Here is a 24411-nt window from a genome sequence, read left to right as displayed (position 1 = left end):
TATTTTACTGAAAAAACTTAGTATACGATCACGCAGATGGAGATGCGCGGGTCGCCCGATCCGGGAAATCTTCCGGCGTGGTTAAGCCTTCCTTGCAGGATCAACTTGTCAGACCTGTCGAGGCGTAGGGACAAGTGCCCTGCAGATGTGGGGCACGACCGATGACGCGGAACCCGACAGCCATGCAGGAAGCCCGGTGCTCGTAAGACTTCGCCTCGACGGTCGCCGCCCCAGGCGCTGGCACGCGGCGCTGATCGAGCGCCTCGGTGAACGCCGGGACTGTCGGGTCGAGGTCGACGATCGTGCGGGCTCCGCCGTATGGCCGCGCAACGCGGACATGCTGCTTCGGATCGAAGCCCTGTTCCATGGCTTGCCGCATAACGGGCCGGCCGCGTCGCCGGCCGCCGCCGTGGTCGCGGGCTGGACGCGGCCGAGGGGCGAGACCCCCGATCTCGTGATCGACCTGTACGGCGATGCGGACCCGGCCGACGGCGTTCGGGTCTGGCGGCTCGGTTATGACGGACGCCCCGGCGAAGCGGCCCTGCTCGCGACCCTGCTCGCCGGCCGGCTGCCGGTTGCGAGCCTCGTCGAGGACGGTCGGGTGGTCAGCGAAGGCCGCCTCGGAACCGAGGTGCGCGGTGTCGTGCAGACCATGTTCGAGGACGGTCTCGCTCGCACGGCGATGCTGATCGCAGCCGCCTTCGACGGCGGAGCTCCCGCTTTTGTCCCTCCGCCGAAGGAGCCTGCCCCCGCTGCGGAAATGACGATGTCCGATTTCGCCCGGCGCGCCGTCCGGATCGCGGCCCGCACCACGCTGCAGCACATCTACCGCATCGGCTACCGCTCACCGCACTGGCGCACGGGGTGGCGCCGGCTCGACGGGCCGGATCTCGTGGCGCTGGGGCGGCACCCCGAGTCCGGATGGCACGAACTGCCCGACGATGGGCGGCGGTTCTACGCCGACCCGTTTCCGATCGTGCACGAGGGACGCTGCTGGCTCTTCGTCGAGGAGTTTCCACACGCGACGGCCAAGGGGGTGATCTCGGCGGTCGCGTTCGATGACACCGGGCCGGTCGGCATCCCGGTGCCGGTGCTGGAGACGCCCCATCACCTGTCCTACCCGTTCGTGTTCGCGCGGGACGGCGCGGTCTGGATGGTACCCGAGTCCTGCGCCGCCGGAACGATCGACCTCTACCGAGCCACGGACTTCCCCGGCGGCTGGGTCAAGCACGCGACCCTCGTCTTCGGGATCGCGGCAAGCGATCCGACGCTGTTCGAGCACGAGGGCCGCTGGTGGCTCTTCGCCACCGTGCGCGGAGCCCCGACGACGGCTCCGCTCGGCCATGGCTCCTACTCTGACGCACTCTACCTGTGGAGCGCACCGGATTTTCGCGGGCCCTGGACGCCGCACAGGGCCAATCCGGTCCTGATCGACATCGCCACGGCCCGGCCGGCCGGCCGCGTGATGGTTCGCGACGGCAGGATCATCCGTCCGGTCCAGGATTGCAGCCGTGGCTACGGTGCGGCGCTCGGGTTGATGATCGTCGACCGTCTCGATGATGCCGGCTTTACGCAGAGCCTCCTTGCGCGGATCGAGGCCGGCCCGCTCTGGCCCGGCTCCCGGCTTCACTCGCTGAACACGGCCGGTGGGTTCGAATTCATCGACGGGTCCGCCCGCGTGCCGCGGTTCCCGGCCCTGGGGTTTCCGCCGCGCAGGACCTAACGGTCAGGCCGTGCTGCCGGCATCCACGGTCAGGACGGTACCTGTGACGTTGCGGGCCTTGTCCGAGAACAGATAGGCGACGGCGTTGGCCACGTCGTCCGGATCCGCGAGGCGGCGGAGCGCGCTGCGCTTCGCGATACGCTCGCGTTCGGCCTCGTCCATGCCCTCGGTCAGCGCGGTCTCGATGAAGCCCGGCGCCACCGCGTTGACCGTCACCCCGAGACGGCCGACCTCACGCGAGAGCGAACGCGTGAAGCCGATCATCGAGGCCTTCGTCGCAGCATAGACCGAGAGCGCGTTGTAGCCGGTGAAGGCGATGATCGAGCTCACGCTCACGATGCGCCCGCTGCCCGAGGCCATCATGCCGCGCACGACGTATTTGGTCAGCAGCATCGGCGCGAGGGTGTTGAGGTGCACGAGGTCCGCCACCGCGTGGTCGGGCATCGTCGCGAGGAGTCCCGGCGTGCCGATCGCTGCATTGTTCACCAGACCGTAGATCGGGCCGTGCTCGGCCCGGATGCCCCGCACCAGCGGCTGCAGCGCCTCGGTCTTTCCAAGGTCGCAGGCCGTGAAATGCATCGATCCGTCGGGAGCCGCCGCCGCCGCCGCCTCGAACGCCTCCGAGGAACGCCGCGCTACGGCAACCACGCGAAAGCCTTCGGCCGCGAGCGTGCTCGCTATGGCGAGCCCGATGCCGCGGCTCGCCCCTGTCACGATGACGGTGCGTAGTGCGGTCATGGCGCCCTCCGCAGAAGCTTGCCGCCGGCGGTGAGCGGCAGGTCGGGAACGAACTTCACGCTCACGGGGACCTTGTGCTTGGCGAGGTGCGGGCGGCAGTGGGCGATGATCGCCGTCTTGAGCGCAGCCGGGTCGGCCTCCTCGGCGGCATCGCTCCGCAGGACGATCTCCGCCTCGACGACGGCACCGAGAATCGGGTTCGGCCGGGCGCGGACGCGGGACATCGACACGCGCGGATGGCCGTTGATGACGGTCTCGACCTCTTCGGGCTGCACCTTGGCGCCGCCGACATTGATCATGCCGCTGCGGCGTCCGAGGAAGAAGAAGCGGTCGCTGCGCCGCTCGACGAGATCGCCGGTATCGACGAACGCCTCCTCATCGGCCAGCGCCGCGGCGCCCTCGCCGAGATACCGCCGCCCGGTGCGGTTCGAGCGGATGTGGAGCGTGTCGTCGCGCACCACGATCTCGATGCCGGTGCGCGCGCCGACGAGACCCGCGGGAAAGCCCTCACGTCCGTCCTCGACGGTGAAGCCGACGCCGCCCTCGGTGGAGGCATAGGCATGGGCGATCCGCGCTTCGGGGAAGGCGCCGCGGAGCAGGTCGAGAATCGCCTGGTCGGCGATTTCTCCCGAAAGCCGCAGGTAGCGGGCTTTCAAGTGCGGAAGCGCGGTGCTCATCAGCGCCAGCCGCCAATGCGAGGGCGTTCCGAGGATATGGGTGACGCCGGCCTCCGCCGCCCGCAGGATGTACTCGCGCACTGGTTCGTCGGGATCGGACAGCACCAGCGGCGACGGGCCGAGGATCGCCCTCAGGAAAACCTGCAGGCCGCCATAGCGGCGGATGTCGTAGAACGTGCTCCAGACCGTGCCGGGATCGGGCGCCGCCGCCGTGTTGATCCCACCCGCGAGGCCTTCGAGGGTATGCGCGACGAGTTTCGGCGCGCCGGTGGTGCCCGAGGTGGTCAGCACCCACTCTGTCGGCTGCTGCACATCCGGCGCGGCGGCCAGGGCAGCGTCGGCGGCCTCGATGCAGGGCAGGCCGTCGAGCGCGGCCCGGAACGGGCAACCGGCATCGGTCACGCAGAGGTCGATCTCGGCATCAGCCAGGACGCCCGGCACCTGCTCGGCGGTCATGCCGGGTGGCGCGAGCACCATCCGGCGGACCAGCCCGTCGAGGGCGATCATTGCGAGCGCGGCGGCCATCTGGCCGCCCGTGGCGACCAGAACCGAACGCCCGGCGAGCCGCTCGGCGACATCGACGCGGGCCGCCGCATCGAGGCTGTCGCGTAGAGCCCGGCGGCTGGACCTGTCCGCGAGGAACAGATTTTGGGGCGTGCCCGCGCGGCTCAGGCGGTCGCGGAGGTTCATCGGCTCAGGCCGCTTCCGTCACGGCGGCGCGGTCGTAGAGCGCGACGAGGTCACCGAGCGTCACCGGCAGGTCGGCGACCTCCATGGTGCCGAACGGATCCACGCCGAGGTGATCCTCCATGCGGGCGACGAACAGGGCGAAGCACAGCGAATCGAACTCGGTGTCCATCAGCACCATGTCGTCGGTGAGCGGCGGCATGGTCTTGTCGTGATCGCGGGTAATGGCCTTGATCTCGGCGATGACGGTCGAACGCAGGGTCATGATGCTCTCCGCAACGGTTCGGGGTGGACGATGTCGGGCTGCTCGGCAGGTGCGCCGCGCAGGAGGGCGCCGAACGCGGCGCCGATCTCGGTGAGGATCGGCTGCGCTGCCGGGATCAGGCGGCCGAGCCCGTAAAAAAAGTGGATCATGCCGGCATGGCACGTGTACGCGACCGGTATGCCGGCTTGCCGGAGGCGTTCGGCATAGGCCGCGCCGTCATCCCGGACGATGTCGAAGGCGGCGGTGTGGATCTGGGCTGGGGGCAAGCCGGCAAGATCCGGTTCGAGGAGTGGGGAGACCCTCGGCTCGTCGACCATGTGCGCTACGCCGTTCGCGGCGATGTCGTGGCGCATGGTCTGCCCGTCGAGGAAGTAACCCGTCGCGAACGCGTCCTGCGCGGCGCTCCCGCAGCGGAGGTCGAGCACCGGGCAGAGCAGCAGCTGCGCCGCGATGGCCAGGCCGTTTCCGCGCAACTCCTGGCAGACTCGGGCCGCAAGGCCAGCGCCGGCCGAATCGCCGCCGATGGCGAGACGGCTGGGATCGATGCCGAACGCGGCGGCGTCGCCCGCGACGTGGACGAAGGCCGCGACCGCATCCTCGATCGCCGCCGGGTAAGGGTGCTCGGGCGCGAGCCGGTAGGCGACGGATACGAGCCGGCACCCCACCGCGACCGCCAGGCGGCGGCAGAGGGTGTCGTGCGTATCAAGGTCGCCGGCGATGAGCCCGCCGCCGTGGAAGAAGACGAGTCCGGGACCCGGCTCAGCCGCATCCGGCGGCGTGTAGAGCCGTGCCGCGCACGGGCCGGACCAGAGCGGCAGCGTCAGCTCCCGCACGGAGATCGGGGCCGACTCGACGCCGGCGAGCCGGGCCAGCACCCGCTGGCCCTGGCGGCGTCCGGCGACGCTCGGCGCGCCGGCTCCGCCCATGGCGAGCGTGTCCAGAAACCGCCTGACATACGGGTCGAGGGACATCACGGATCCTGCGATCGAGCGGCCTTGTCGCGTCGTGTTAGAGCGACAGCGCGGTGCGGACGCCCTGCGGCCAGTCGGCGACGCTGGCGCCGTGGGTAGCGAACATCGCCACCGCGAGGCGGTCCATGCCGAAGGCGACACAGCCGGTATGGGCCGGCTCGCCGTCGGCGTGGCGCAGATCCCAGGTCGTGCCGAAATGCTCGCGGTGGTAGTTGAAGCTCATGCAGGCCGTGCCGGCCGCCTCGCCCCGCAGGGGGATCAGCAGCTCGAACTTCAGCGCGGCCTCGAGCTGGCTGAAGGCCTTGATCTGGCCGAGCCGGCCGAAGAATGGGTCGCTGGCCTGCTCGACGGTGTAGGGGAGGCCGAGTTCGTCGGCGAGCGCCGTGGCACGAACGATCCAGCGCTCGCGGAACTCGGCGACCTGCTCGGGCGTGCCGATCGTGACGTATTCGCGCATCCGGAAGGATTGCAGGCGATCGAGATGCGGCGACGGCTCGCGGCGGAAACAGTCGCAGGCGACGTCGAAGCGATAGCCGGCCGCGGGGACGGGGCCGCGCGCGGCTGCGATCGGATAGACCGGGTAGCAGGCGGCGGGCGTCAGCACGAGGTCGGCGGTCTCCAGGCCGCTCGTCCAGTCGCCGCCCTTCTCGTGGAGACCGGCCTGGGCCAGGATCTCCTGTTCGCTGCCTTCGAGGCAGGAGACGCAGCCGAGCAGGTTCGGGAAGCTCTTGAGATAGCCGTGCCGTTCGAGATGCGCCCGGCTCATCACCGGCGGGAAGCGGAACACCTCGGTATCCGCCTCGCGCTTCGAGGTGATCAGCGCGACAAGTGCCTCCACCACCGACTCGTAGGCGCCGGTCCGCGCGTAGACGCCCTGCGCATCCATCGGGCGGAACATCGTGTCGAAGAGCGCGTCGAGCGGGTCCGTCGCGGTGGGGGCCGCCGGAGCGATTTTGACGTTCATGTTCATCGTCGTCGATCCTTGCGTGAGGGGGTTAGTCGCGCAGCGATGCGGCGACGGGGGCCATGAGGGTTGCGGTGACGAGGTTGGCGACGATCCGGTCGTTGTGGATCATGATCGGCGCGGAGAGGACGTCGCGCAGGTGGCGGCCGACGGTGAAGGCGCCGTCCTGCCGGTAGCCGGCGAGGCCGTTGGCGCGCATCGCGCTCATCACCGTGGTGACGGCGAGTTCCGAAACCTCGACCTTGAGCATCGTGATGGCCGTCTGAAAATCCATCGCCGACAGGGCGGCGGGATCGCCGGAGGCGGCCTCGTACCGGTCGAGGCTCTGGCCGATCAGCGCGCGTGCCTGCTTCAGGCCGGAAACGGCCCGGCCGTAATGAACGGCGCCGGGTGGGGCGACGCCGCCTGCCCCGCGCATGGCGGTGCGGGTGAAGGCCTGGGCCTTTTCCACCGCCGCCGCGGCGATACCGGTCCAGGCGCTCGACCACAGGATGTGCGAGACCGGCGTCATGGTCTGGCCGTGGATCTCGGCGTAGCGGGCCTTCAACACCTGCTCGCCGCCGCCATGGGCGAGGAGGCGGAAGCCGCTGCTGCAGGTGCCGCGCATGCCGAGCGTCTCCCAGCCGCTCAGACGCTCCAGGGTGTAGTCTTCCTTGAGGAACACGCAGAGCACCTGGTCGGACGAAGCCGCGTCGACGGCCCGGCGTGCGACCGTGACGACGCCGTCGGCTTCGGCGCCGTAGGAGATCACCGTGGCGGCGCGGTCGAGCCGCACGCCCGCGTCATCCACCTCGACGGCCGCTACCGACGCGCGAACGTTACCGCCGTTGTTGCCCTCCGTCGTGGAGGAGGCCATCAGCAGTTGGTCGTGGGCGATGCGGCGCATGACGCCATCCTGCCAGGGCTCGCCGCGGCCGTGGCGCACGAGGCAGGCGACCTTGGTCTGGTGCATCGCGAAGATCATCGCGGTCGAGGCGCAGGCCCGGCCCAGCGTGTAGCAGACGTCGGCGAGCGCCCGGATCGAGGCGCCTTCACCGCCGAGTTCGATCGGGATGGCCGCGCCGAGGAGACGGTGCGTGCGCATCGCCTCGCGCGCCTCGGACGGGAAGCGCCCTTCGCTGTCGACCGAATCGGCATGGGCAGCGGCGATGGCGGCCACGGCCTGCGCCCGCATCTGCAGGTCGGCGGCCGTGGTCACCGGCCCGATCGTCGTCGCCCCTTGCTGGATCGTCATGGTCATCCTCGAAAGCGCCTCGGCACGGTCAAGACCCGGCCATCGAGCCTGGACGTTCAGATCGGCTCTGATTTAGACCTATAGGCTATAGGGCTTAAAACTGGATTTCGCTCATTCGCGAAAAATACGCACAGTCAGTATGCTTAAAATTAACGATGTATACAGGCATAGCCGTCGACTTCATTGACCATCGACGGTGCGGCATCGCAATGAAAACCGAACAATTTTCCGCAAAATGGTGCCCGCGTTCATAGCGGCGTGCCGAGCTGGATGACGTGACATGAGCACCGAGACGGCCCTCGCCAACTACACCGACCGGACCATGAGTCTCGCCAAGGCAATCCTTGCGCAGGAGGGGCAGGTTCGGGACTTCGCGGCGGAGGACGCCCTGGTCGATGTCGGCCTGTCGTCCCTCGATCTCGTGAATCTTATGGTGGCTGTGGAAGCCGAGTTCGACATCATGATCCCGGCCGCGCAGCTGAACCCGAAGAACTTTTACTCGATCGGCTCGATCGCCCGGATGGTTCGCGCAGTCAGCTCGCCGGCGGATCATCTCGCGGGATCGCTGCAGGGACATGCTGCGGTAGGCCCGGTCGCCGCCTGATCGAGGCGGCATCGGCGCCAAATCGCTGCTCTCGCAACGATGCAAGCGTGCCCGCGCTTCGGCCGAAACGCTTCAGTGCTGCAGGATCTTCGAGAGGAAGTGCTGGGCGCGCTCGCTTCGCGGCTTGCCGAAGAAGTCGTCCTTCTTCGCGTCCTCGACGATCTCGCCCTTGTCCATGAAGATCACCCGGTCGGCGACCTTGCGGGCGAACCCCATCTCGTGGGTGACGACCATCATGGTCATGCCGTCGCGGGCGAGTTCGACCATCACGTCGAGCACCTCGCCGACCATCTCCGGGTCGAGGGCCGAGGTTGGCTCGTCGAACAGCATCACCACCGGGTTCATGGCGAGCGCCCGGGCGATCGCCACGCGCTGTTGCTGGCCGCCCGAGAGCTGCCCCGGATACTTTTCGGAATGGGCGGAGAGGCCAACCCGCGCGAGGAGGTCGCGGCCGCGCGTCTTGGCGTCGTCCGACGAGCGGCCGAGCACCTTGCGCTGGGCGAGCGTCAGATTCTCGATGATCGACAGGTGCGGAAACAGCTCGAAGTGCTGAAACACCATGCCGACGCGCGAGCGGAGCTTCGGCAGGTTCGTGGCCTTGTCCTTCACCCGGGTGCCGTCGACCGTGATCTGGCCGGATTGAAACGGCTCGAGCGCATTCACACATTTGATCAGCGTTGACTTGCCCGAGCCCGAGGGGCCGCAGACCACCACGACCTCGCCCTTGGCGATTTGCGTCGTGCAATCGGTCAGGACCTGGAAGCTGCCGTACCATTTGCTGATCGCATCAATCGCGATCATCGGAACGCCCGCTGCCGTCGCCGGCGGCGGCGTGACCAGCGGCCCCGTCTGCAAGCCCTCATCCTCGGGAGCCTGGACGGCCGTAGCGACAGGCTTTGCGGCTCCTGGAGCCGGCATCGGCGTGGAGGTCATGTCGCCCTCATCGGATGATCGCCACGCGGCTGTGCAGGCGCCGCACCAGGAACGAGGCCGCGAAGCACACCGCGAAGTAGACGACGGCTGCGAAGAGATACATCTCGACGAGCCGCCCGTCGCGTTGCGCCACCTTCGACGCGGCGCCGAGGAAGTCGGTGAGCGAGAGCACGTAGACCAGAGATGTGTCCTGGAAGAGAACGATCGTCTGGGTCAGCAGCAGCGGCAGCATGTTGCGGAACGCCTGGGGCAGGACGATGCTGCCCATGGTCTGCCAGTAGGTCAGCCCGAGCGCCTGCGCCGCCGCCGTCTGTCCCTTCGCGATGGACTGGATGCCGGCCCGCATGATCTCGGCGAAGAAGGCCGCCTCGAACAGCGTGAAGGTGATCAGTGCCGACGGAAACGCGCCGACCTGCATCGGCGTCGAGGAGCGCGTGGCCCAGGCGCCGATATACGGCACCAGGAAGTAGAACCAGAAGATCACCAGCACGAGCGGCAGCGAGCGCATCAGCTCGACATAGCCCTTGGCGAGATGCGTCACGCCGGGGATCCCGGAGAGTCGCATGAGCGCGATCAGGGTCCCGAGCACCACGCCCATGCCGGCGGCGAGTGCGGTCAAGGTCACGGTGAAGACCATGCCCTGCCCGAAAAGGTAGGGCAGGGACGAGGCGATGACCCCGAAATCGAAGTTCGCAAACATCAGCGTGTCCCCGGCACGGCGACGGTGCGTTCGAGCCACGTCGCCAGCACGATCACGACGACATTGATCAGCACGTAGAGGATCGTGGCGGCGGTGAACGCCTCGAAGACCTGGAACGAGAATTCCTGCATGGCGCGGGCGCGGGCCGTGAGCTCGAGCAGGCCGATGGTGAGCGCGACCGACGTGTTCTTGAGGTTGTTCAGGAACTCCGATGTCAGCGGTGGCAGGATGATGCGATAGGCGTTCGGCAGCAGCACGTGGCGGTAGGTCTGGGCGACGGTCAGCCCGAGGGCGGTGCCGGCCATGCCCTGGCCGCGCGGCAGGGCCTGGATGCCGGCGCGGACCTGCTCTGCGACGCGGGAGGCGGTGAACAGGCCGAGGCACACCACCGCCGTCACGAAAGGCGCATTCGGCAGTTGCTTGAGCCGCGTGCCGAGCGATTCCGGCAACAATTCCGGCACTACGAAGTACCAGAGGAACATCTGCACCAGGAGCGGGATGTTGCGGAACAGCTCGACATAGGCCGTACCGAATGCCTGCGCGGCCTTCGAGGGCAGGGTCCGCATCACGCCGATCAGCGAGCCGAGAAAGAAAGCGATCACCCAGGAGGAGAGGGCGGTCGCTACGGTCCATTGCAGCCCGGAGAGCAGCATGTCCGCGTAGGTGCCGACGCCCTCGGGCGACGGCTCGAAGTAGATGCCCCAGTTCCAGTTGTAGTTCATTGCCGCGCGGTCAGTACGCGGCCGGATCGGCGCTGTCGCTCGGCGAGGCGAACGCCTTCTGCATCGACTCGCTCATCGGCAGCTTCAAGTTGATGCCGCGCGGCGGAATCGCCTGCGTGAACCACTTCTCATAGAGCGCCTTGCCTTCGGGGCTCTTGTAGAGGGCGCTGGTGGCGGCATCGACAACCGCCTTGAACGGGGCGTCGTCCTTGCGCAGCATGATGCCGTAGGGCTCGGGTTTCGACAACGCCTCGCCCGAGATCACGTAGGCGTCGGGCGTCTTCGAGCCGGCCACCAGGGAGGCGAGCAGCACGTCGTCCATCACGAAAGCGTCGGCCCGGCCGGTCTCGACCATCAGGAAGGCCTCGGCATGGTCCTTGGCCGGAAGGATTGTCAGGCCCATCGATCGGGCGGTGTTGGCCTCGTTGATCTGGCGGATGTTGGTGGTGCCGGAGGTCGAGACGACCGTGCGGCCCTTCAGGTCGTCGATTCTGTCGAGCTTCTTGTCCTTCTTCGCGACGTAGCGCGTCGCGGTGAGAAAGTGGGTGTTGGTGAAGCTCGCCTGCTTCTGGCGGTCGGCGTTGTTGGTGGTCGAGCCGCATTCGAGGTCGATCGTGCCGTTGGCGATGAGCGGGATGCGGGTCGCCGAGGTGACCGGGTTGAGCTTCACCTCCAGCTTGTCGAGCTTGAGATGCGCCTTCACCGCGGCGGCGACCTTGCGGCAGATCTCGTAGGCGTAGCCGACCGGCTTCTGGTCGCCGTCGAGATAGGAGAACGGCACCGACGAATCGCGGTAGCCGATGGTGATGGCGCCGGACTCCTTCACCTTCTTAAGCGTGCCGGTCAGATCGTCCGCCTGAGCGGCAACACTCCCCGTCGTCGCCGTGAGGCCGGCCAGGAGAAGCGCGTGTGAGAGGCGCATGCGGCGTCTTTCCTGCGTGAGTGCCGGCGTCGAGGTTCGGCCAGGCAAAAAATGAGATCGCCGGATTCGGCACCATAGTGCGGCCGGCGCACGAACTTGTCATCCGGCCGAGGGGGCAAGTGGCATGCCGCGTCAGAAGTCGCGTTGGACGCGCATCCGGATCTGCGTCGCGTCGTAGCGTTTCGTCGTGTAGAGCGGCAGGCCGCCGACCGTGACCGGCCGGGTGATGTCGGCGACGCGGCCGTCGAGCACGCTCGTGCCGATATACGTGCCCTCGATTCCGATATCGAGATCCTTGACCGGCGACCAGATCAGGCTGGCGCCGGCGATGATCTGGCCGTTGTCGCGCAGCACCGGGCTCACGGCGAAGCCGGCTGGGTTGGTGTAGGCGTTCGGCGGCACCGCGCCGCCGACGAGATTGTTCAGGAGGCTGAACGCCTCGCGCGTGCCCCGCTTGAAGGCGACCTCGCCGTAGCTGCCGAAGAAGGCCGAGCGCCATTCGGGCGCCCAGTAATGCAGGAACGAGCCGACGATCGTGAAGCTCGTGGACAGGTCGAGTTTGCCGGTGAGCGGGTTGATGACCCCGTCGGAGAGGAACTGCTGGAAGGCGCCGCCCTGAACGGGGGTGATGTTGCTGGCGTAGCTGCCGGTCAGATAGGTGTAGCCGGTATAGAGCATCGCGCCTTCGGCGTAGGAGCCCTGCAGGTAGAAGCCGTCGCCGGGCGCGATCATCGGCAGGTTGATCTTCACGCCGCCCTGGACGGCCCAGCCATAGGCACTCTGCGAGCCGGATTCGATGCCGCGGGCTGCGAGCAGGGCCGCGGCGGTGTTGGCGGAGGGCAGCGGCGTCCCGGCCGAACTGACGGTCGAGCCGGCGATGAAGCCGCCGACATTGGTCTCATGGAAAGCGCCGGAGAGCTGCGCCGAGCCCCATGGCTGGTCGTAGCGCAGCGCGCCCACGAAATCGGGCGTACGCTGGCGCTGCACGGCGTCGAGGAAGGCGGCACTGGTGGCGTTGAAGCCGCCATCGGTGGTCAGGATCAGGGCTGTGGGCGCCGTCGTCGGCACGCCGAACAGCGAAGGCACGCCGCCGGGATTCGTCGTGCTCGCGAAGGCTGCGGAATAGACGGGCTGGCGGCGATAAGCCGGGTCTTCCATCGACAGGGTCGCCGACAGGCCGCCGTCGAAGACCTTGGTGTAGGCCATCAGGTTGGTGGCCGAGATGTCGGAGCCGCCGGTCGAGCCGATCAGCTCGTAATCATGCGCGTAGAAGTCGAAGAACGACGAGGCGCGGCCGGCGGTGAGCCCCGCGAACTGAACGAAGGCCTTCTCGACGATCGCGAAGTTCTGGACGCGCGAGAAGGTGTCCTGGCCCGTCGCCGGGAAGGCGTTGGCGATGCGCAGCTGCGTGGCGGAGGAGAGCAGCGTGCCGGTGCGGCTGGCATATTCGCCGCGCACGAAGGCGCGGAGGGTGCCGTAATCCGTCTGCGTGCGTGCATCGACGCTGAGGCGCATCAGGCCGCGCATCTGCAGCGCGTCACCCTGGCTCTGGTTGCGATTCGGATCGGGGATGGTGCCGGCCTCGAAGCGGGCGCGGCCCGAGATGCGCAGACAGGTGTCGGTGCCGGGGATGTAGAAGAAGCCGGCGCCGTAGGCGCCGCAGACGCGGACATACTCGATCGGCGCGGCCTTCTGGAGCGGCAGGTCCGCGGCCTCGGCCGTCGACATTCCAGCGAGCGCTGCCGTACTGCAAAGTAGTACCGACCTCATTCCATTCATCTTGCCAGCCCCCGGCCCGATTCCCGGCGCCCATCGATTGTTCGACATCGCGCAGGATCTCTTGTTCTTCGTCTTGGATGTGCGGGAGTTCGAACCCGATCGGGCGCGTCATCCGCGTGTCTGGTGTTCCCGATGCGGCATACGGTCTCCCGGCCGACGCACTTTCGAAGTCAATGCACAGTTCTTGCGCTGCGATGTTCTTTTCCCGAGCAGCGGCTGTTCGCCCGACCTGTGATGAATTCCATAGATGTATTCACTCCGGCACAAGGCCATTTCGGCCTCACGGGAGGGATTAAGGGCGGGGGCTCGGCGTGTGTGTCCTTTTGTACACAGATGGGCTTCGGGACGCCGACGTTGCCGGGGAGATCGTGCCGAGCACGCCCACCGTTGATCCGGCCTGTCGGCACGCTCGGAAAGTTGGACTTCGGCGATTTCCGGGCACGGCGCGACTTGCCACTTGCGCATGGCGTGCTTCGTGCTTCAAATCTCGGGGCAATCAAGAACAACGCCACGGGTCGAGGATCCATCATGAGCGGCAATCGGCTGACGACGATGATCTTCATCGGCATGGTGCTCGGTATCCTCGTTGGGTACCTGTGCAGCATCACTTGGCCGGATCCGCAGACCGCCAAGGAAATCTCGGGCTACATCGCTCTGATCAGCGATGTCTTCCTGCGATTGATCAAGATGATCATCGCGCCGCTGGTGTTCTCGACCCTCGTCGTCGGCATCGCGCATATGGGCGACACGGCTTCCGTCGGCCGGGTCGGCGGCAAGGCTCTGCTCTGGTTCGTCGGCGCTTCGTTCTGCTCGCTGATGCTGGGGCTGATCCTCGTCAACCTGCTCCAGCCCGGCCACAACCTGAACCTGCCGCTGCCCGATGTCGGTGCTGGCACGGGCCTCAAGGCGGCCTCGCTCTCCCTGAAAGAGTTCGTCACACACCTCGTACCGAAGAGCGCGGTCGAGGCGATGGCGAACAACGAGATCCTGCAGATTGTCGTGTTCTCGATCTTCTTCGGCGTTGGCCTCGCCGCGATCGGCGAGAAGGGTCACGCCCTGGCGCAGGGCATCGAGCAACTCGCCGAGGTGATGCTGAAGGTCACCGGCTACGTGATGATGTTCGCCCCCGTCGCCGTCTTCGCGGCGATCGCGGCGACGATCACCACGCAGGGCATCGGCGTCCTCGCGACCTACGGCAAATTCCTGGTCGAGTTCTACCTCAGCCTCGGCGTCCTGTGGTGCGCGCTGGCCCTCGCAGGCTTCCTGCTGCTCGGCGGCCCCAGCCTCATGCGCCTCCTGAACCTGATCAAGGAGCCGTTCGTGCTCGCCTTCTCGACCGCGTCGAGCGAGGCGGCCTATCCGAAGACCCTGTCGAACCTCGAGAAGTTCGGCGTGCCGAACCGGATCACGTCCTTCGTGCTGCCGATGGGCTACTCGTTCAACCTCGACGGTTCGATGATGTATTGCACCTTCGCGGTGATGTTCATCGCTCAGGCCTACAACATCCCCCTGACCTGGGGTCAGCAGCTCACCATGCTGTTCCTGTTGATGGTGACCTCGAAGGGCATGGCGGGCGTGCCGCGCGCATCGCTGGTGGTGATCTCGGCGACGCTGTCGCAGTTCAACATCCCCGAGGCCGGCCTGCTGCTGATCATCGGCATCGACCAGTTCCTCGACATGGGCCGCTCGGCCACCAACGTGCTCGGCAACAGCATCGCCACCGTCGCCGTCGCCAAGTGGGAGGGACAGCTCTCGACGACCGAGCAGGGGCTCGAAGGCGCCGCCCCCCTGCCGTCGCCGGCCGAGTAGCCGGAATGTCCGAGAGCCACGTCATGTCGATCGCAGGCCTGCGAGCCTTCGCCCTGTCCGTCGCAGCCCTGCTTGCGGGCGCGGCGACGCCGGCGGCGGCGATCGAGCTCCTCACCGGTACGATCAAGAAGGCGGCGGAATCGGGCGAAGTCGTCGTCGGCTTTCGCCAGAGCTCGGTGCCGTTCTCCTTCATCGAGAAGGTCGGCCAGACAGAGCGCCCCGTCGGCTACGCCATCGACATCTGCCAGGAGATCGTCGACGACATCGGCAGGGCGAGCGGCCGCGAGGGCCTCAAGATCCGCTACGAGCCGGTCACCTCCGAGTCCCGTTTTCCTGCCGTAGCCTCCGGCAAGGTCGACCTCGAATGCGGTTCGACCACCACCAATGCCGAGCGCCGCAAGATCGTCGGCTTCTCGCCCGTCACCTTCATCAGCGCGACGAAGCTGCTGGTGAAGCGCGATGCCGGCATCGCCTCCTATCGCGACCTCGGCGGCAAGAAGGTCGTGGTGACGGCCGGCACGACCAACGAGGGCGCCGTCCGCGAGATGCTCGCACGCTCGAAGATCCAGGCGGAGATCCTGACGGCCAGGGATCACGCGGAATCTTTCGCCATGGTCAAGGACGGCCGCGCCGACGCCTTCGCCACCGACGATGTGCTGCTCTACGGCCTCAAGGCCGCCGACGGATCCGACGGCGCGAAATATACGGTCCTGCCCGAAAAGCTGTCCTTCGAGCCCTACGCGATCGGCTTCCGCAAGGACGACCCGGCCTTGGCCGCGCTCGTGACCGGCACCTTCCAGCGGCTCGCGGAATCGCGGGAGTTGCGCTGGACCTACGAGAAGTGGTTCCTCAAGCGGTTGCCGAACGGCGAACGCCTCGACATCCCGATGTCCGAGGAGCTGAAGACCGGATTTTCGGTGATGGGACTGCGCGACTGATGACCCGGCACCGAAACCGTCGTCAGATCCCCACCATGCCGACGAACACGGCGGCGATGGCCGCACCGATCACCGGCCCGACCACCGGAATCCAGGCATAATCCCAATCCGAGCCGCCCTTGCCGGCGATCGGCAACACCGCATGGGCGATACGCGGGCCGAGATCGCGGGCCGGGTTGATGGCGTAGCCGGTCGGGCCGCCGAGGGAGAGGCCGATGCCCCAGACGATCACGCCGATGATGTAGGGGGCGATGCCGGTCGGGAACGGACCTGCCGCACCGACGGCCTTCGAGACGATCGCGTCGATCACCAGGATGAGCACGAAGGTCGCGATGATCTCCGAGAGCAGGTTCGCCTTGTTGTCCCGGATCGCCGGGCCGGTGCAGAAGCAGGCGAGCTTTAGGCTCTTATCCTCCGTCGCTGCCCAGTGCGGCAGGTAATGCAGCCAGACGATCGCCGCCCCGATGAAGGCACCGATCATCTGTGCGGGGATGTAGACGCCGAGCTTGCTGAGATCGCCTGTCGCGATCGCGGCGGCCACCGTCACCGACGGGTTGATGTGTCCGTCCGGACTGCCGGTCGCCGTGGCGACGAAGATCCCGGCGATGGTGCCGAAGCACCAACTCGCGGTGATCCCGACCCACCCCATGGCCTCGCCCTTCGACTTCGCCAGCAACGCGCCGGCCACGACGCCATTGCCGAAGATGATCAGGGTCATCGTGCCCAAGAGTTCGCCCAGGAACGGCGAGGTCATCGTGTGTCCTCCTGCTTTTCGAGAGCTTGGACCAGCCCATCAGCGTTAGCCTGGGGCGCCGAAGGCGACCCCGGGATCGGGAGCCGCCGACGGTGCAGACTGGAGCGAGAGCTGTTTTTCCGGATCCCGGGTTCCGCTTCGCGGCCCCGGGATGACGGGGTCTGGACGGAGGCGCCGGTCGCGCCCGTCAATCCGCGTCGGTCTTCCAGTCGAACGAGCGCTTCACCGCCCGCCCCCAGGCCGCGTAGATCTTCTTGCGCTGAGCCGCATCCATCTTCGGCTCCCAACGGTGGTCGACGCTCCAGTTCTGCTTGAGATCGTCGAGGTCCCGCCAGTACCCGGTGGCCAGTCCGGCCGCGTAGGCGGCGCCGAGCGCCGTCGTCTCGGCCACCTTCGGGCGAACAACCGGCACGTCCAGAATGTCGGCCTGGAATTGCATCAGCGTGTCGTTGGCGACCATGCCGCCGTCCGAGCGCAGCTCCTTCACGGCAATCCCGGAATCCTTCTCCATCGCCTCCAGCACCTCCTTGGTCTGGAAGGCCGTGGCTTCGAGCACCGAGCGAGCGATGTGGCCCTTGTTGATGTAGCGGGTCAGCCCGATGATCAGGCCGCGCGCGGCGTCGTTCCAGTGCGGCGCGTAGAGGCCCGAGAACGCCGGCACGAAGTAGACGCCGCCATTGTCCTCGACGGTGCCCGCCAATGTCTCGACCTCGGCGCTCTCCTTGATCATCCCGAGATTGTCGCGCAGCCACTGCACCAGCGATCCGGTGACCGCGATCGACCCTTCGAGCGCATAGACCGGCTTGCCGCCGTCGAGCCGGTAGGCGAGCGTGGTGACGAGGCCGGCTTTCGAGGCGACCGGCTTCTCGCCGGTGTTCATCAGCGCGAAGCAGCCGGTGCCGTAGGTGTTCTTGGCCTCACCCGGCGTGAAGCAGGTCTGCCCGAAGAGCGCGGCTTGCTGGTCGCCCAAAATGCCGGCGATCGGTACGCCCTCGAACGGCGCCTTGGTCTCCCCATAGACCTCGCTCGACGAGACGATCTTCGGGAGCATAGCCCGCGGGATCTCGAAGGCTTTCAGCATGCCCTCGTCCCAGTCGAGGGTCTCCAGAGACATCAGCTGCGTGCGGCTGGCATTGGTGACGTCGGTGATATGAAGGCCGCCGTCGACGCCGCCGGTGAGGTTCCAGACGAGCCAGGTGTCGATGTTGCCGAACAGCACCTCGCCGGCGTCGGCCTTCTTGCGAGCGCCCTTCACGTTGTCGAGCAGCCAGCGCAGCTTCAGACCCGAGAAGTAGCTCGCCAGCGGCAGGCCGGTGACGTCGCGGAACCGGTTGGTGCCGCCGTCCTTGGCGTACTCGGCGACGAGCCGGTCGTTGCGGGTGTCCTGCCAGACGAGCGCGTTGTGCAGCGGCTCGCCGGTGGTCCTGTCCCAGATCAGCGTCGTCTCGCGCTGGTTGGTGATGCCGATCGCGACGAGGTCCTTGGGCTTGAGATCGGCTTTCTCGAGCGCTTTCTTCATGACCTTGCGGGTCTTCTTCCAGATCTCCTTCGGGTCGTGCTCGACCTGGCCCGGGCGCGGAAAGATCTGCTCGTGCTCCTCCTGCGCCACCGACACGACATGGCCCTTGCGGTCGAACACGATGAAGCGGCTCGAAGTGGTGCCCTGGTCGATGGCACCGACGTAACGGCTCATGGCTCATCCCTCCCTGGGATTCTTTTGCGAGTTTTGGCGTTGCCGATCTTGTGCCGGCCGGCGCCCCGGGAATCAGATCATGCGGCTTGTTCTCTCTTGCCGTCGAGGTAGGCCTGCAGGCGGGCTTCGCTCTTGGCGCTGGTGCGCAGTCCCAGCTTCGAGCGCCGCCAGAGGATGTCGTGGGCGGTGACGACCCATTCCCGGTCGCGCAGGTAATCGACCTCCCGAGCCGTCAGGCCGCCGTCGAAGCCCTCACCGAGATCGGCGAGTGAACGGGCATCCTTCAGGATGTCGCGCGCCCGGGTGCCGTAGGCCCGCGCAAGACGCCGCGCAGTCTCCGCCGACAGGAACGGCTTCTCGGCTCGGAGGGCGGCCAGGAAGGAATCGAAATCAGCGTCGGCCATGTCGCCGCCCGGCAGGATCGCATCGGCGGTCCAGGCCGGCTTCAGCTCCGGAAAGAACGGCTCGAGCTTTTCGATCGCGTGCTCGGCCAGCCGCCGATAGGTCGTGATCTTGCCGCCGAACACCGAGAGCACCGGCAGCGTGCCGCCCTGGTCGGAGACGTCGAGCACGTAGTCGCGGGTGACGGCGGAGGCGTTGGCGGCGGCATCGTCGTAGAGCGGGCGCACGCCCGAATAGCTCCAGACCACGTCCGTCGGGCCGATGTTCTTCGCGAACGAACGGTTGATGCAGTCGCAGAGGTAGCGCGTCTCTTCAGGCGAGATCGTCACCGCGCCGGGCTCGTTCTCGTAGGGCACGTCGGTGGTGCCGATGAGCGTGAAATCGCGCTCGTAGGGAATCGCGAAGACGATGCGCTGGTCGGGCTGCTGCAGGATGTAGGCCTGATCGCCATCGAACAGCCGCTTCACGACGATGTGGCTGCCCTTGATCAGGCGCACCGCCGAGCGGCTGTTGATGCCGAGCGTCTCGCCGAGCGTCTCGCTCACCCAGGGGCCGGCCGCGTTGACGATGGCCTTGGCCCGCACCGTCTCGGCCTTGCCCGTACGCCCGTCGTGGAGCGTCGCGACCCAGGCCTCGCTCTCGCGCCGGGCCGAGGCGACGCCGGTGCGGGTGCGGATCTCGGCGCCACGCGCCTGCGCATCCATGGCGTTGAGCACCACGAGCCGGCTGTCCTCGACCCAGCAGTCGGAATAGACGAAGCCCCTGGTCAGCCGCTCCTGCAGCGGCTCGCCCATCGGCGATGTTCGCAAGCGAACCGACTCCGAGCCCGGCAGCGTCCGCAGCCGCGCCAGATGATCGTAGAGGAACAGGCCGATCCGCAGCATCCAGGCCGGCCGCAGCCCCTCGTCGTGCGGCAGCACGAAGCGTAGCGGCCAGATGATGTGCGGGGCGAGTTTGAGGAGCCGCTCGCGCTCGGCCAGCGCCTCCCGCACGAGCCGGAACTCGTAATATTCGAGGTAGCGAAGGCCGCCGTGAATGAGCTTCGTGCTCGACGAAGACGTGAACTCGGCCAAGTCACCGCGCTCGCAAAGCAGCACCTTCAGCCCGCGCCCGGCCGCGTCGCGCGCGATACCGGCACCGTTGATGCCGCCGCCGATGACGAGCAGATCGTAGACAGGCTGCAAGGCTTCCTCCGTGATCGGCCGCGACGCCGATCCGGCAACATATTGCGCCACCGCTCGATGTTCGCAAGCGAAAATTTCAGGGTTCGCTAGCGATCAGTCATCGTCTGACGCCACCGCGACCGTCACGCCAATCCGCTCGATCAGCCCCCCGATCCCGGCAGGCGGCGGCCGGTCGGTGAACAGCGTGTCGACCTGTTCCAGGCTCCCGACCCGCACCATCGGCCGGCGCGAAAACTTGCTGTGGTCGGCGACGAGGAACGTCGTCTTGGCATGCGCCAGGATCGCCTGCGTGGCCCGCACCTCTTCGTAATCGAAATCGAGCAGCGTCCCGTCCTCGTCGATGCCGCTGCAGCCGATGACGGCGTAGTCGACGCGGAACTGGCTCAGTGTGTCGAGGGTGAGCTGGCCGAGCACCGCGCCGTCGCGACGTACGGTGCCGCCGGCGACAACGATGCGGAACGCCGTCGCCTCCGCCAGCGAGAGGGCGACGTGCAGGTTGTTGGTGATGATCGAGAGATCGTCGTGCCGGGCCAGTTCGCGGGCCACCGCCTCGGTGGTCGTGCCGATATTGATGAAGACCGAGCAATGCGAGGGGATGCGGCTCGCAGCCAGGCGCCCGATCCGCGTCTTCTCGGCCGAGAGCGTGACCCGGCGGTCGGCGTAGTCGACATTCTCGACGGAGGAGGGCAGGCCGCCGCCGCCCCGGTAGCGTTCGAGCCGACCCTCGGCCGAGAGTTCGTTGAGATCGCGCCGGATCGTCTGGACGGTGACGCCGTGGCTCGCCGCCAGCGCCTCGATCGTCACGAAGCCGCGCTGCCGCACGGCCGCAACGATGGCCGCGCGACGTGCCTCGACCGCGGAGCTCTCCTGCCGTGCGTCGTTTCGTTCGGTGGGGCGTGACACCGTATTCGGATCTCCGGACGGTTGTGCCCCATCCCGTCATTGCGAGCGCAGCTAAGCAATCCAGGGCCAACCCGCTGACGTTCGAGCGTGTGGCCCTGGATTGCTTCGCTGCGCTCGCAATGAGGGGAGCGGAGTCGGACGCGTCTCTTCTCTCTCAGGGCAAGATACAACGTGCGGGCGGCGCTGGCACCAAATGCAGCCGGGTTTTTCCCGCCCAACGATCAGGTGAATGCGGCGCTCCCCGGCACCTCCGTGCAGTCCTGCATCTCCGTAACGACGAATCCGATCGAGCCGGAACCGGACGCAAGCTGCCAAGTTTAAGCAGCAATCGAACGGTCAAGCTCCACCCGAGGGTGGACGAACACTCAGGCAACCGCGTCATGCGCAACGGTTTCACTATCTTCGCCGCCCTCGTCGCCACCGCCCTCGTCGCCACGCCGATGGCCATCGGCGCGACCCAGGCCTTCGCCACGGCCGAACCGGCCGAGGCCGTCAGCCAGACCGTCGCCGTGACGCCGGTCCAGGTCGCTCTGGTGGCAACTGCCGCCGCCCCGGAGACCTGCGCGAAGAAGGTGCGGGTGGTCTATAGCGGCTATGCGGCCCCGCCGGCTGGCTGTCTCGCCGCTGCGCGCTGATCCGCAGCGCACGCCAACGAAGAAGATGGCGGTTCGTCGGCTCTACAGACCGAAGCGCGCCCAGGCGGCGCGCTCCTCGACCGCCGCGATCCAGGCGTCGGGGACCCCGCCCGCGGTGCTGCCGGGGCCGGCCCGGCGCAGAAGCCGGGCGACGAGCGAGCCCTTGGCCTCGGCGACGAGTTTGAGTTCGACCTTGTCGCCGAAGCGCGCCCGCATCGTAGTTCGAAGGTCGCCGACGGCATCGACGAGCCCCAGCGCCAGGGCCTGACGGCCGCTCCAGACCGCACCCGTGAACAGATTCTGGCCGGCCCCGAGCTTCGGGCGGCGCTCGGTGACGAGGGTCGTGAACAAATTCTGGATGTCGGCTTGGATCGCCTTGAGCCGCTCGACATCGGCCGGATCCTCCGGCCGGAACGGGTCGAGCATCGCCTTGGCCTCGCCCTGCGTATGGACGCGCCGCTCGACGCCGATCCGCTCGATCAGCTTGTCGAAACCGAAGCCGGCCGAGACCACCCCGATCGAGCCGACGAGAGAAGCCGGGTCGGCGATGATTTCATCGGCCGCGCAGGCGATCATGTAGCCGCCGCTGGCCGCTGCATCCTCGACGAAGGCGAAGACCGGAAGCTTTTTCTCTGCGGCCAGCGCCCGGATGCGCCGGTAGATCAGGTGCGATTGCGCCGCCGAACCGCCCGGCGAGTTGACGATCAGCGCCACCGCACTGATCCGCTTCATGGTGAAGGCCCGCTCCAGACTCGCTGCGAGCGAGCCGATCGAGAGCCCCGGCCGGATCGGTGAGACCGCCCCGATCGCCCCGTTGAGGCGCAGCACGGCCACGCGCGGGGGCGTGTCGCGCCAGGACGCAGGCAGAAACCGGCGCAAGCTATCGGTGATCGCAGTTGTGCTTGGCATCGTCGCTGGCGTCCGGGAAGCGGGCTGGAAGCATCCTGCCTAAAGGGCACGACGCGATCACGCCATTGCGAACCATCGTCGCCGAACCGTTTCGGCTTCGTCGCCGTTTCTCCGCCCCGGACCCGCGTTCCGTCATCGCGGCCGGGCAGGTGTGGTGTAGGCGGACAGCAGCGGCAGGAGTTGGTGCGAATGCGCATGTTTCGATGGATGATCGTCGCGTTTGCGATGATCGGCGGAGCGGTCGGAATGTCGACCGCCGCCAACGCGGCACCGTTGCCAGCGACGGAGATCGTTGGCGGCAGCGTCGATGGCGCGACGGTGTCGAAGGCTTACTACTACGGACGGCGGGGGTTCTACGGGCCGCGCTTCGGCTACGGGCGCCCTGTCTATCGCCGCCCGTTCTACGGGTATCGTCGGCCGTACTACCGTAGGCCGTTCTACGGCTACCGCCGTCCCTATTACGGCCGTCGGTTCTTCTACTGAGCGATCGCCTCGATCGGCCTTAGCCTTAGCAGACAGGATTTGGAGGGCGCCGCTATTGGCGCCCTCCATTTTTGTGGCTTCCGCCGCGAGACCATTTTTGGACGACGTGGCAGAAGGTTAGATCGGAGCCACTTTACGCTACTCTAAACCCGATCACCTTTGGAACAGCTGCTTCACCAAGCGCACGCCGTCCGACGTCAGAGGCTCGAAAACGGCGACTACGTGCTTCAACCACGATTAAAACAAAAGTTCATACAAATCGCCGATTTCCCTTGATCGTTGTTTGTGGATCATACGCGAGTGTCGAGTCGCGATCCGTCCACGCGCTGCGACCGTTCACCCGGACGGCAAGAACCAACGGAGGAAACGAGGCGTCATGCGTGTCTTACGTTTGATGATTCTGATCATCGGGATGCTCGGAGGCACCATCGGCCTCGGTGCGACCGCCAACGCGGCGCCGATGCCGGTCTCTGGAATCGTCGCCGAGACGAGCCAGGCCCCGCTCGTTGCCAAGGCCTACTACTACTTCGTCCGCCGTCGCTACTATCGTCCGCGCTACTATTATCGCCCGCGTTACTACCGCCCGCGCTACTATTATCGCCCCCGTTATTATCGGCGCCACTATTACCGTCCGCGTTACTATCGCCGGCGATTCTTCTTCTGAAAGCGGATCGGATAACGAGAGGGCGCCCGCGGGCGCCCTCTTTCATGGCCGGAAGGCCTCGCCCCGATGCATCGCCTCGACCTCAGCCGTGAACCGGCCGGCGGCATCTTGCAGAACCAGGGGCGCCAGCAGCGAGAATGGAGCCCGGCTGCCCTTCACCGCGCTGACCAGCACACGGATCGCAGGGCGCTCGGCCATGGCCTGAACGGGGCGGACCGTGATGTTGCCGAACCGGTTGCCCATGGCCGCGAGACAGTCGGGCAGCGTGTCGGCCCGGTGGATCAGGCCTAGGCGGCCACCAGAACGGAGCAGACCGGCTGAAGTGCGCAGCCAGGCATCCAGTCCGTCGCCGGCGAAGGTATGTGCGGCGGCTTTCGACGCGTTCGGGGAGGGGCGGTGGCGGGTCCCGTCGAAGAAGGGCGGGTTCGTCACCAGAATGTCGGCGAAGTTCGCAGGAAGACCGGCCGCGCGCCTGTGTGCCTCCGGCGCCAGCACATCGGCTTCGACGACGGTGACGCGCTCCTCGAAACTGTTGGCCTGGGCGTTCCGGCGAGCCAGTTGCGCCAGCGCTTCATCGCGTTCGACCAGAACGGCGCGGCAGCTCGGATGCAGGCTCGCATAGGCGAGACCGATAGCACCGGTCCCGGCTCCAAGGTCGCAGACGACGGCGTCCGGCTCCGGCTCGAACAGCCGAGCGAGCAGCACGGCGTCGGTGCCGGCCCGGTGCGCGCCCCGCGGCGGCTGCCGCAGCCTCAGGCGGCCCCCAAGCCACAGGTCGGGTTCAGCGACCTCCGTCATCGCGGAGTTCCGCGGCGAGGCCGGCGTCGGTGAGGATGCGGCGCGCCTGCCGCCCGAGGTCGTCCGGGACGAGCAGCCGGCGCCCGAACGCGCCGATAGACCCCTCCATCAGGCTCATATGCTCGTCGGCGACCAGAACCGGAATGTCGGCCCCTTCCAGCACCGAGCGCGCGAAGCCGATCAGGACGATTTCGTTTGTGCGGATCAGCTCGATCACAGGTGTGCGGCCATCCCTGAGGTTCTCGCTCGCTCTATCACTCCGCGCGCAACCGTGCACGGTCAGGCCGCCCGCCATGCGACGGCGCGCGTGTTGCGAGGCC

Annotated in this window: 25 protein-coding genes; 7 read left to right on the top strand and 18 right to left on the bottom strand. The window is 67.2% G+C overall.

Annotated elements, in window-relative coordinates; translation table 11 throughout:
- The first annotated feature begins 196 nt into the window (after positions 1-196).
- A complete protein-coding gene (locus MHA02_RS00995; RefSeq protein WP_147076104.1) occupies positions 197-1723 on the top strand; it encodes a glucosamine inositolphosphorylceramide transferase family protein in 1527 nt (508 codons plus the stop codon).
- 3 nt (positions 1724-1726) lie between these two features.
- Here MHA02_RS00995 and MHA02_RS00990 read toward each other — a convergent pair whose 3' ends face one another.
- From MHA02_RS00990 to MHA02_RS00965, 6 genes are read right to left on the bottom strand one after another with little or no spacing between them, the layout of a single operon-like run.
- Positions 1727-2461 carry an SDR family NAD(P)-dependent oxidoreductase gene (locus MHA02_RS00990; RefSeq protein WP_147076103.1) on the bottom strand — a complete coding sequence of 245 codons (735 nt, stop codon included), beginning with the start codon at positions 2459-2461 and terminating at the stop codon, positions 1727-1729.
- Entirely contained in the window at positions 2458-3828 is a 1371-nt protein-coding gene (locus MHA02_RS00985) for an ANL family adenylate-forming protein (RefSeq protein WP_147076102.1), read from the bottom strand. The genes MHA02_RS00990 and MHA02_RS00985 overlap by 4 nt, the downstream gene beginning before the upstream one ends.
- Positions 3829-3832: 4 nt before the next feature.
- On the bottom strand, positions 3833-4090 hold the full coding sequence (locus tag MHA02_RS00980) for an acyl carrier protein (protein WP_147076101.1): 258 nt from the start codon (positions 4088-4090) through the stop codon (positions 3833-3835).
- Positions 4087-5061, bottom strand: a complete 975-nt coding sequence (locus MHA02_RS00975; RefSeq protein ID WP_147076100.1) for an alpha/beta hydrolase — start codon at positions 5059-5061, stop codon at positions 4087-4089. The genes MHA02_RS00980 and MHA02_RS00975 overlap by 4 nt, the downstream gene beginning before the upstream one ends.
- Before the next feature lie 37 nt (positions 5062-5098).
- On the bottom strand, positions 5099-6031 hold the full coding sequence (locus MHA02_RS00970; protein ID WP_147076099.1) for an amino acid--[acyl-carrier-protein] ligase: 933 nt from the start codon (positions 6029-6031) through the stop codon (positions 5099-5101).
- Between the two features lie 25 nt (positions 6032-6056).
- Positions 6057-7259, bottom strand: a complete 1203-nt coding sequence (locus MHA02_RS00965) for an acyl-CoA dehydrogenase family protein (protein WP_147076098.1) — start codon at positions 7257-7259, stop codon at positions 6057-6059.
- Positions 7260-7539: 280 nt separating this feature from the next.
- Between MHA02_RS00965 and MHA02_RS00960 the strand changes: the two genes are divergently transcribed.
- Positions 7540-7863: a phosphopantetheine-binding protein gene (locus tag MHA02_RS00960; RefSeq protein ID WP_147076097.1), complete on the top strand. Its 324-nt coding sequence runs from the start codon at positions 7540-7542 to the stop codon at positions 7861-7863.
- A gap of 72 nt (positions 7864-7935) precedes the next feature.
- Here the strand turns inward: MHA02_RS00960 and MHA02_RS00955 are convergent, their stop codons facing one another.
- The 5 genes from MHA02_RS00955 to MHA02_RS00935 all read right to left on the bottom strand — a co-directional run bounded on the left by MHA02_RS00955 (position 7936) and on the right by MHA02_RS00935 (position 12919).
- Positions 7936-8664, bottom strand: a complete 729-nt coding sequence (locus MHA02_RS00955; protein ID WP_147076149.1) for an amino acid ABC transporter ATP-binding protein — start codon at positions 8662-8664, stop codon at positions 7936-7938.
- A 139-nt stretch (positions 8665-8803) separates the two neighbouring features.
- On the bottom strand, positions 8804-9496 hold the full coding sequence (locus MHA02_RS00950; RefSeq protein ID WP_147076096.1) for an amino acid ABC transporter permease: 693 nt from the start codon (positions 9494-9496) through the stop codon (positions 8804-8806).
- Positions 9496-10218, bottom strand: coding sequence for an amino acid ABC transporter permease (locus MHA02_RS00945; RefSeq protein ID WP_147076095.1), 723 nt, complete (start codon positions 10216-10218; stop codon positions 9496-9498). The genes MHA02_RS00950 and MHA02_RS00945 overlap by 1 nt, the downstream gene beginning before the upstream one ends.
- 10 nt (positions 10219-10228) lie before the next feature.
- Positions 10229-11140, bottom strand: coding sequence for an amino acid ABC transporter substrate-binding protein (locus tag MHA02_RS00940; RefSeq protein ID WP_147076094.1), 912 nt, complete (start codon positions 11138-11140; stop codon positions 10229-10231).
- Between the two features lie 132 nt (positions 11141-11272).
- Positions 11273-12919, bottom strand: a complete 1647-nt coding sequence (locus tag MHA02_RS00935; RefSeq protein WP_147076093.1) for a porin — start codon at positions 12917-12919, stop codon at positions 11273-11275.
- Positions 12920-13447: 528 nt separating this feature from the next.
- Between MHA02_RS00935 and MHA02_RS00930 the strand changes: the two genes are divergently transcribed.
- The gene (locus MHA02_RS00930) at positions 13448-14728 is read left to right on the top strand and encodes a dicarboxylate/amino acid:cation symporter (protein ID WP_147076092.1); all 1281 of its coding nucleotides are present in this window, start codon (positions 13448-13450) and stop codon (positions 14726-14728) included.
- Between the two features lie 5 nt (positions 14729-14733).
- Positions 14734-15666: an amino acid ABC transporter substrate-binding protein gene (locus MHA02_RS00925; RefSeq protein ID WP_373318335.1), complete on the top strand. Its 933-nt coding sequence runs from the start codon at positions 14734-14736 to the stop codon at positions 15664-15666.
- 22 nt (positions 15667-15688) lie between these two features.
- On the opposite strand, the gene MHA02_RS00920 is transcribed toward MHA02_RS00925, so the two are convergent.
- The 4 genes from MHA02_RS00920 to MHA02_RS00905 form a co-directional block, all read right to left on the bottom strand.
- A complete protein-coding gene (locus MHA02_RS00920; RefSeq protein WP_147076091.1) occupies positions 15689-16420 on the bottom strand; it encodes an MIP/aquaporin family protein in 732 nt (243 codons plus the stop codon).
- A gap of 187 nt (positions 16421-16607) precedes the next feature.
- Entirely contained in the window at positions 16608-18113 is a 1506-nt protein-coding gene (glpK, locus tag MHA02_RS00915) for a glycerol kinase GlpK (RefSeq protein WP_147076090.1), read from the bottom strand.
- A gap of 77 nt (positions 18114-18190) precedes the next feature.
- A complete protein-coding gene (glpD, locus tag MHA02_RS00910) occupies positions 18191-19699 on the bottom strand; it encodes a glycerol-3-phosphate dehydrogenase (protein WP_147076089.1) in 1509 nt (502 codons plus the stop codon).
- A 93-nt stretch (positions 19700-19792) separates the two neighbouring features.
- Complete coding sequence (locus MHA02_RS00905) at positions 19793-20602, bottom strand: DeoR/GlpR family DNA-binding transcription regulator (protein ID WP_147076088.1); 810 nt, start codon at positions 20600-20602, stop codon at positions 19793-19795.
- A 380-nt stretch (positions 20603-20982) separates the two neighbouring features.
- Here MHA02_RS00905 and MHA02_RS00900 point away from each other — a divergent pair, with 380 nt between their 5' ends.
- The gene (locus tag MHA02_RS00900) at positions 20983-21237 is read left to right on the top strand and encodes a hypothetical protein (RefSeq protein ID WP_147076087.1); all 255 of its coding nucleotides are present in this window, start codon (positions 20983-20985) and stop codon (positions 21235-21237) included.
- Between the two features lie 42 nt (positions 21238-21279).
- Here the strand turns inward: MHA02_RS00900 and MHA02_RS00895 are convergent, their stop codons facing one another.
- Positions 21280-22146, bottom strand: coding sequence for a S49 family peptidase (locus tag MHA02_RS00895; protein ID WP_147076086.1), 867 nt, complete (start codon positions 22144-22146; stop codon positions 21280-21282).
- A 246-nt stretch (positions 22147-22392) separates the two neighbouring features.
- Here MHA02_RS00895 and MHA02_RS00890 point away from each other — a divergent pair, with 246 nt between their 5' ends.
- Together MHA02_RS00890 and MHA02_RS00885 are read left to right on the top strand one after the other, a co-directional pair.
- Positions 22393-22629, top strand: a complete 237-nt coding sequence (locus tag MHA02_RS00890; protein ID WP_176599791.1) for a hypothetical protein — start codon at positions 22393-22395, stop codon at positions 22627-22629.
- Positions 22630-23023: 394 nt separating this feature from the next.
- The gene (locus MHA02_RS00885; protein WP_147076147.1) at positions 23024-23293 is read left to right on the top strand and encodes a hypothetical protein; all 270 of its coding nucleotides are present in this window, start codon (positions 23024-23026) and stop codon (positions 23291-23293) included.
- A gap of 42 nt (positions 23294-23335) precedes the next feature.
- On the opposite strand, the gene MHA02_RS00880 is transcribed toward MHA02_RS00885, so the two are convergent.
- The gene (locus MHA02_RS00880; protein ID WP_147076084.1) at positions 23336-24091 is read right to left on the bottom strand and encodes a tRNA1(Val) (adenine(37)-N6)-methyltransferase; all 756 of its coding nucleotides are present in this window, start codon (positions 24089-24091) and stop codon (positions 23336-23338) included.
- The gene (locus MHA02_RS00875) at positions 24075-24308 is read right to left on the bottom strand and encodes a putative signal transducing protein (RefSeq protein WP_147076146.1); all 234 of its coding nucleotides are present in this window, start codon (positions 24306-24308) and stop codon (positions 24075-24077) included. Before MHA02_RS00875 ends, MHA02_RS00880 begins: the two co-directional genes overlap by 17 nt.
- Positions 24309-24411 lie beyond the last annotated feature (103 nt).

Source organism: Methylobacterium haplocladii (assembly GCF_007992175.1).
In the GTDB taxonomy this organism is placed as follows: domain Bacteria; phylum Pseudomonadota; class Alphaproteobacteria; order Rhizobiales; family Beijerinckiaceae; genus Methylobacterium; species Methylobacterium haplocladii.
The sequence above is the reverse complement of the archived record's forward strand: the minus strand, read 5'-3'. Positions and strand labels throughout refer to the sequence as shown.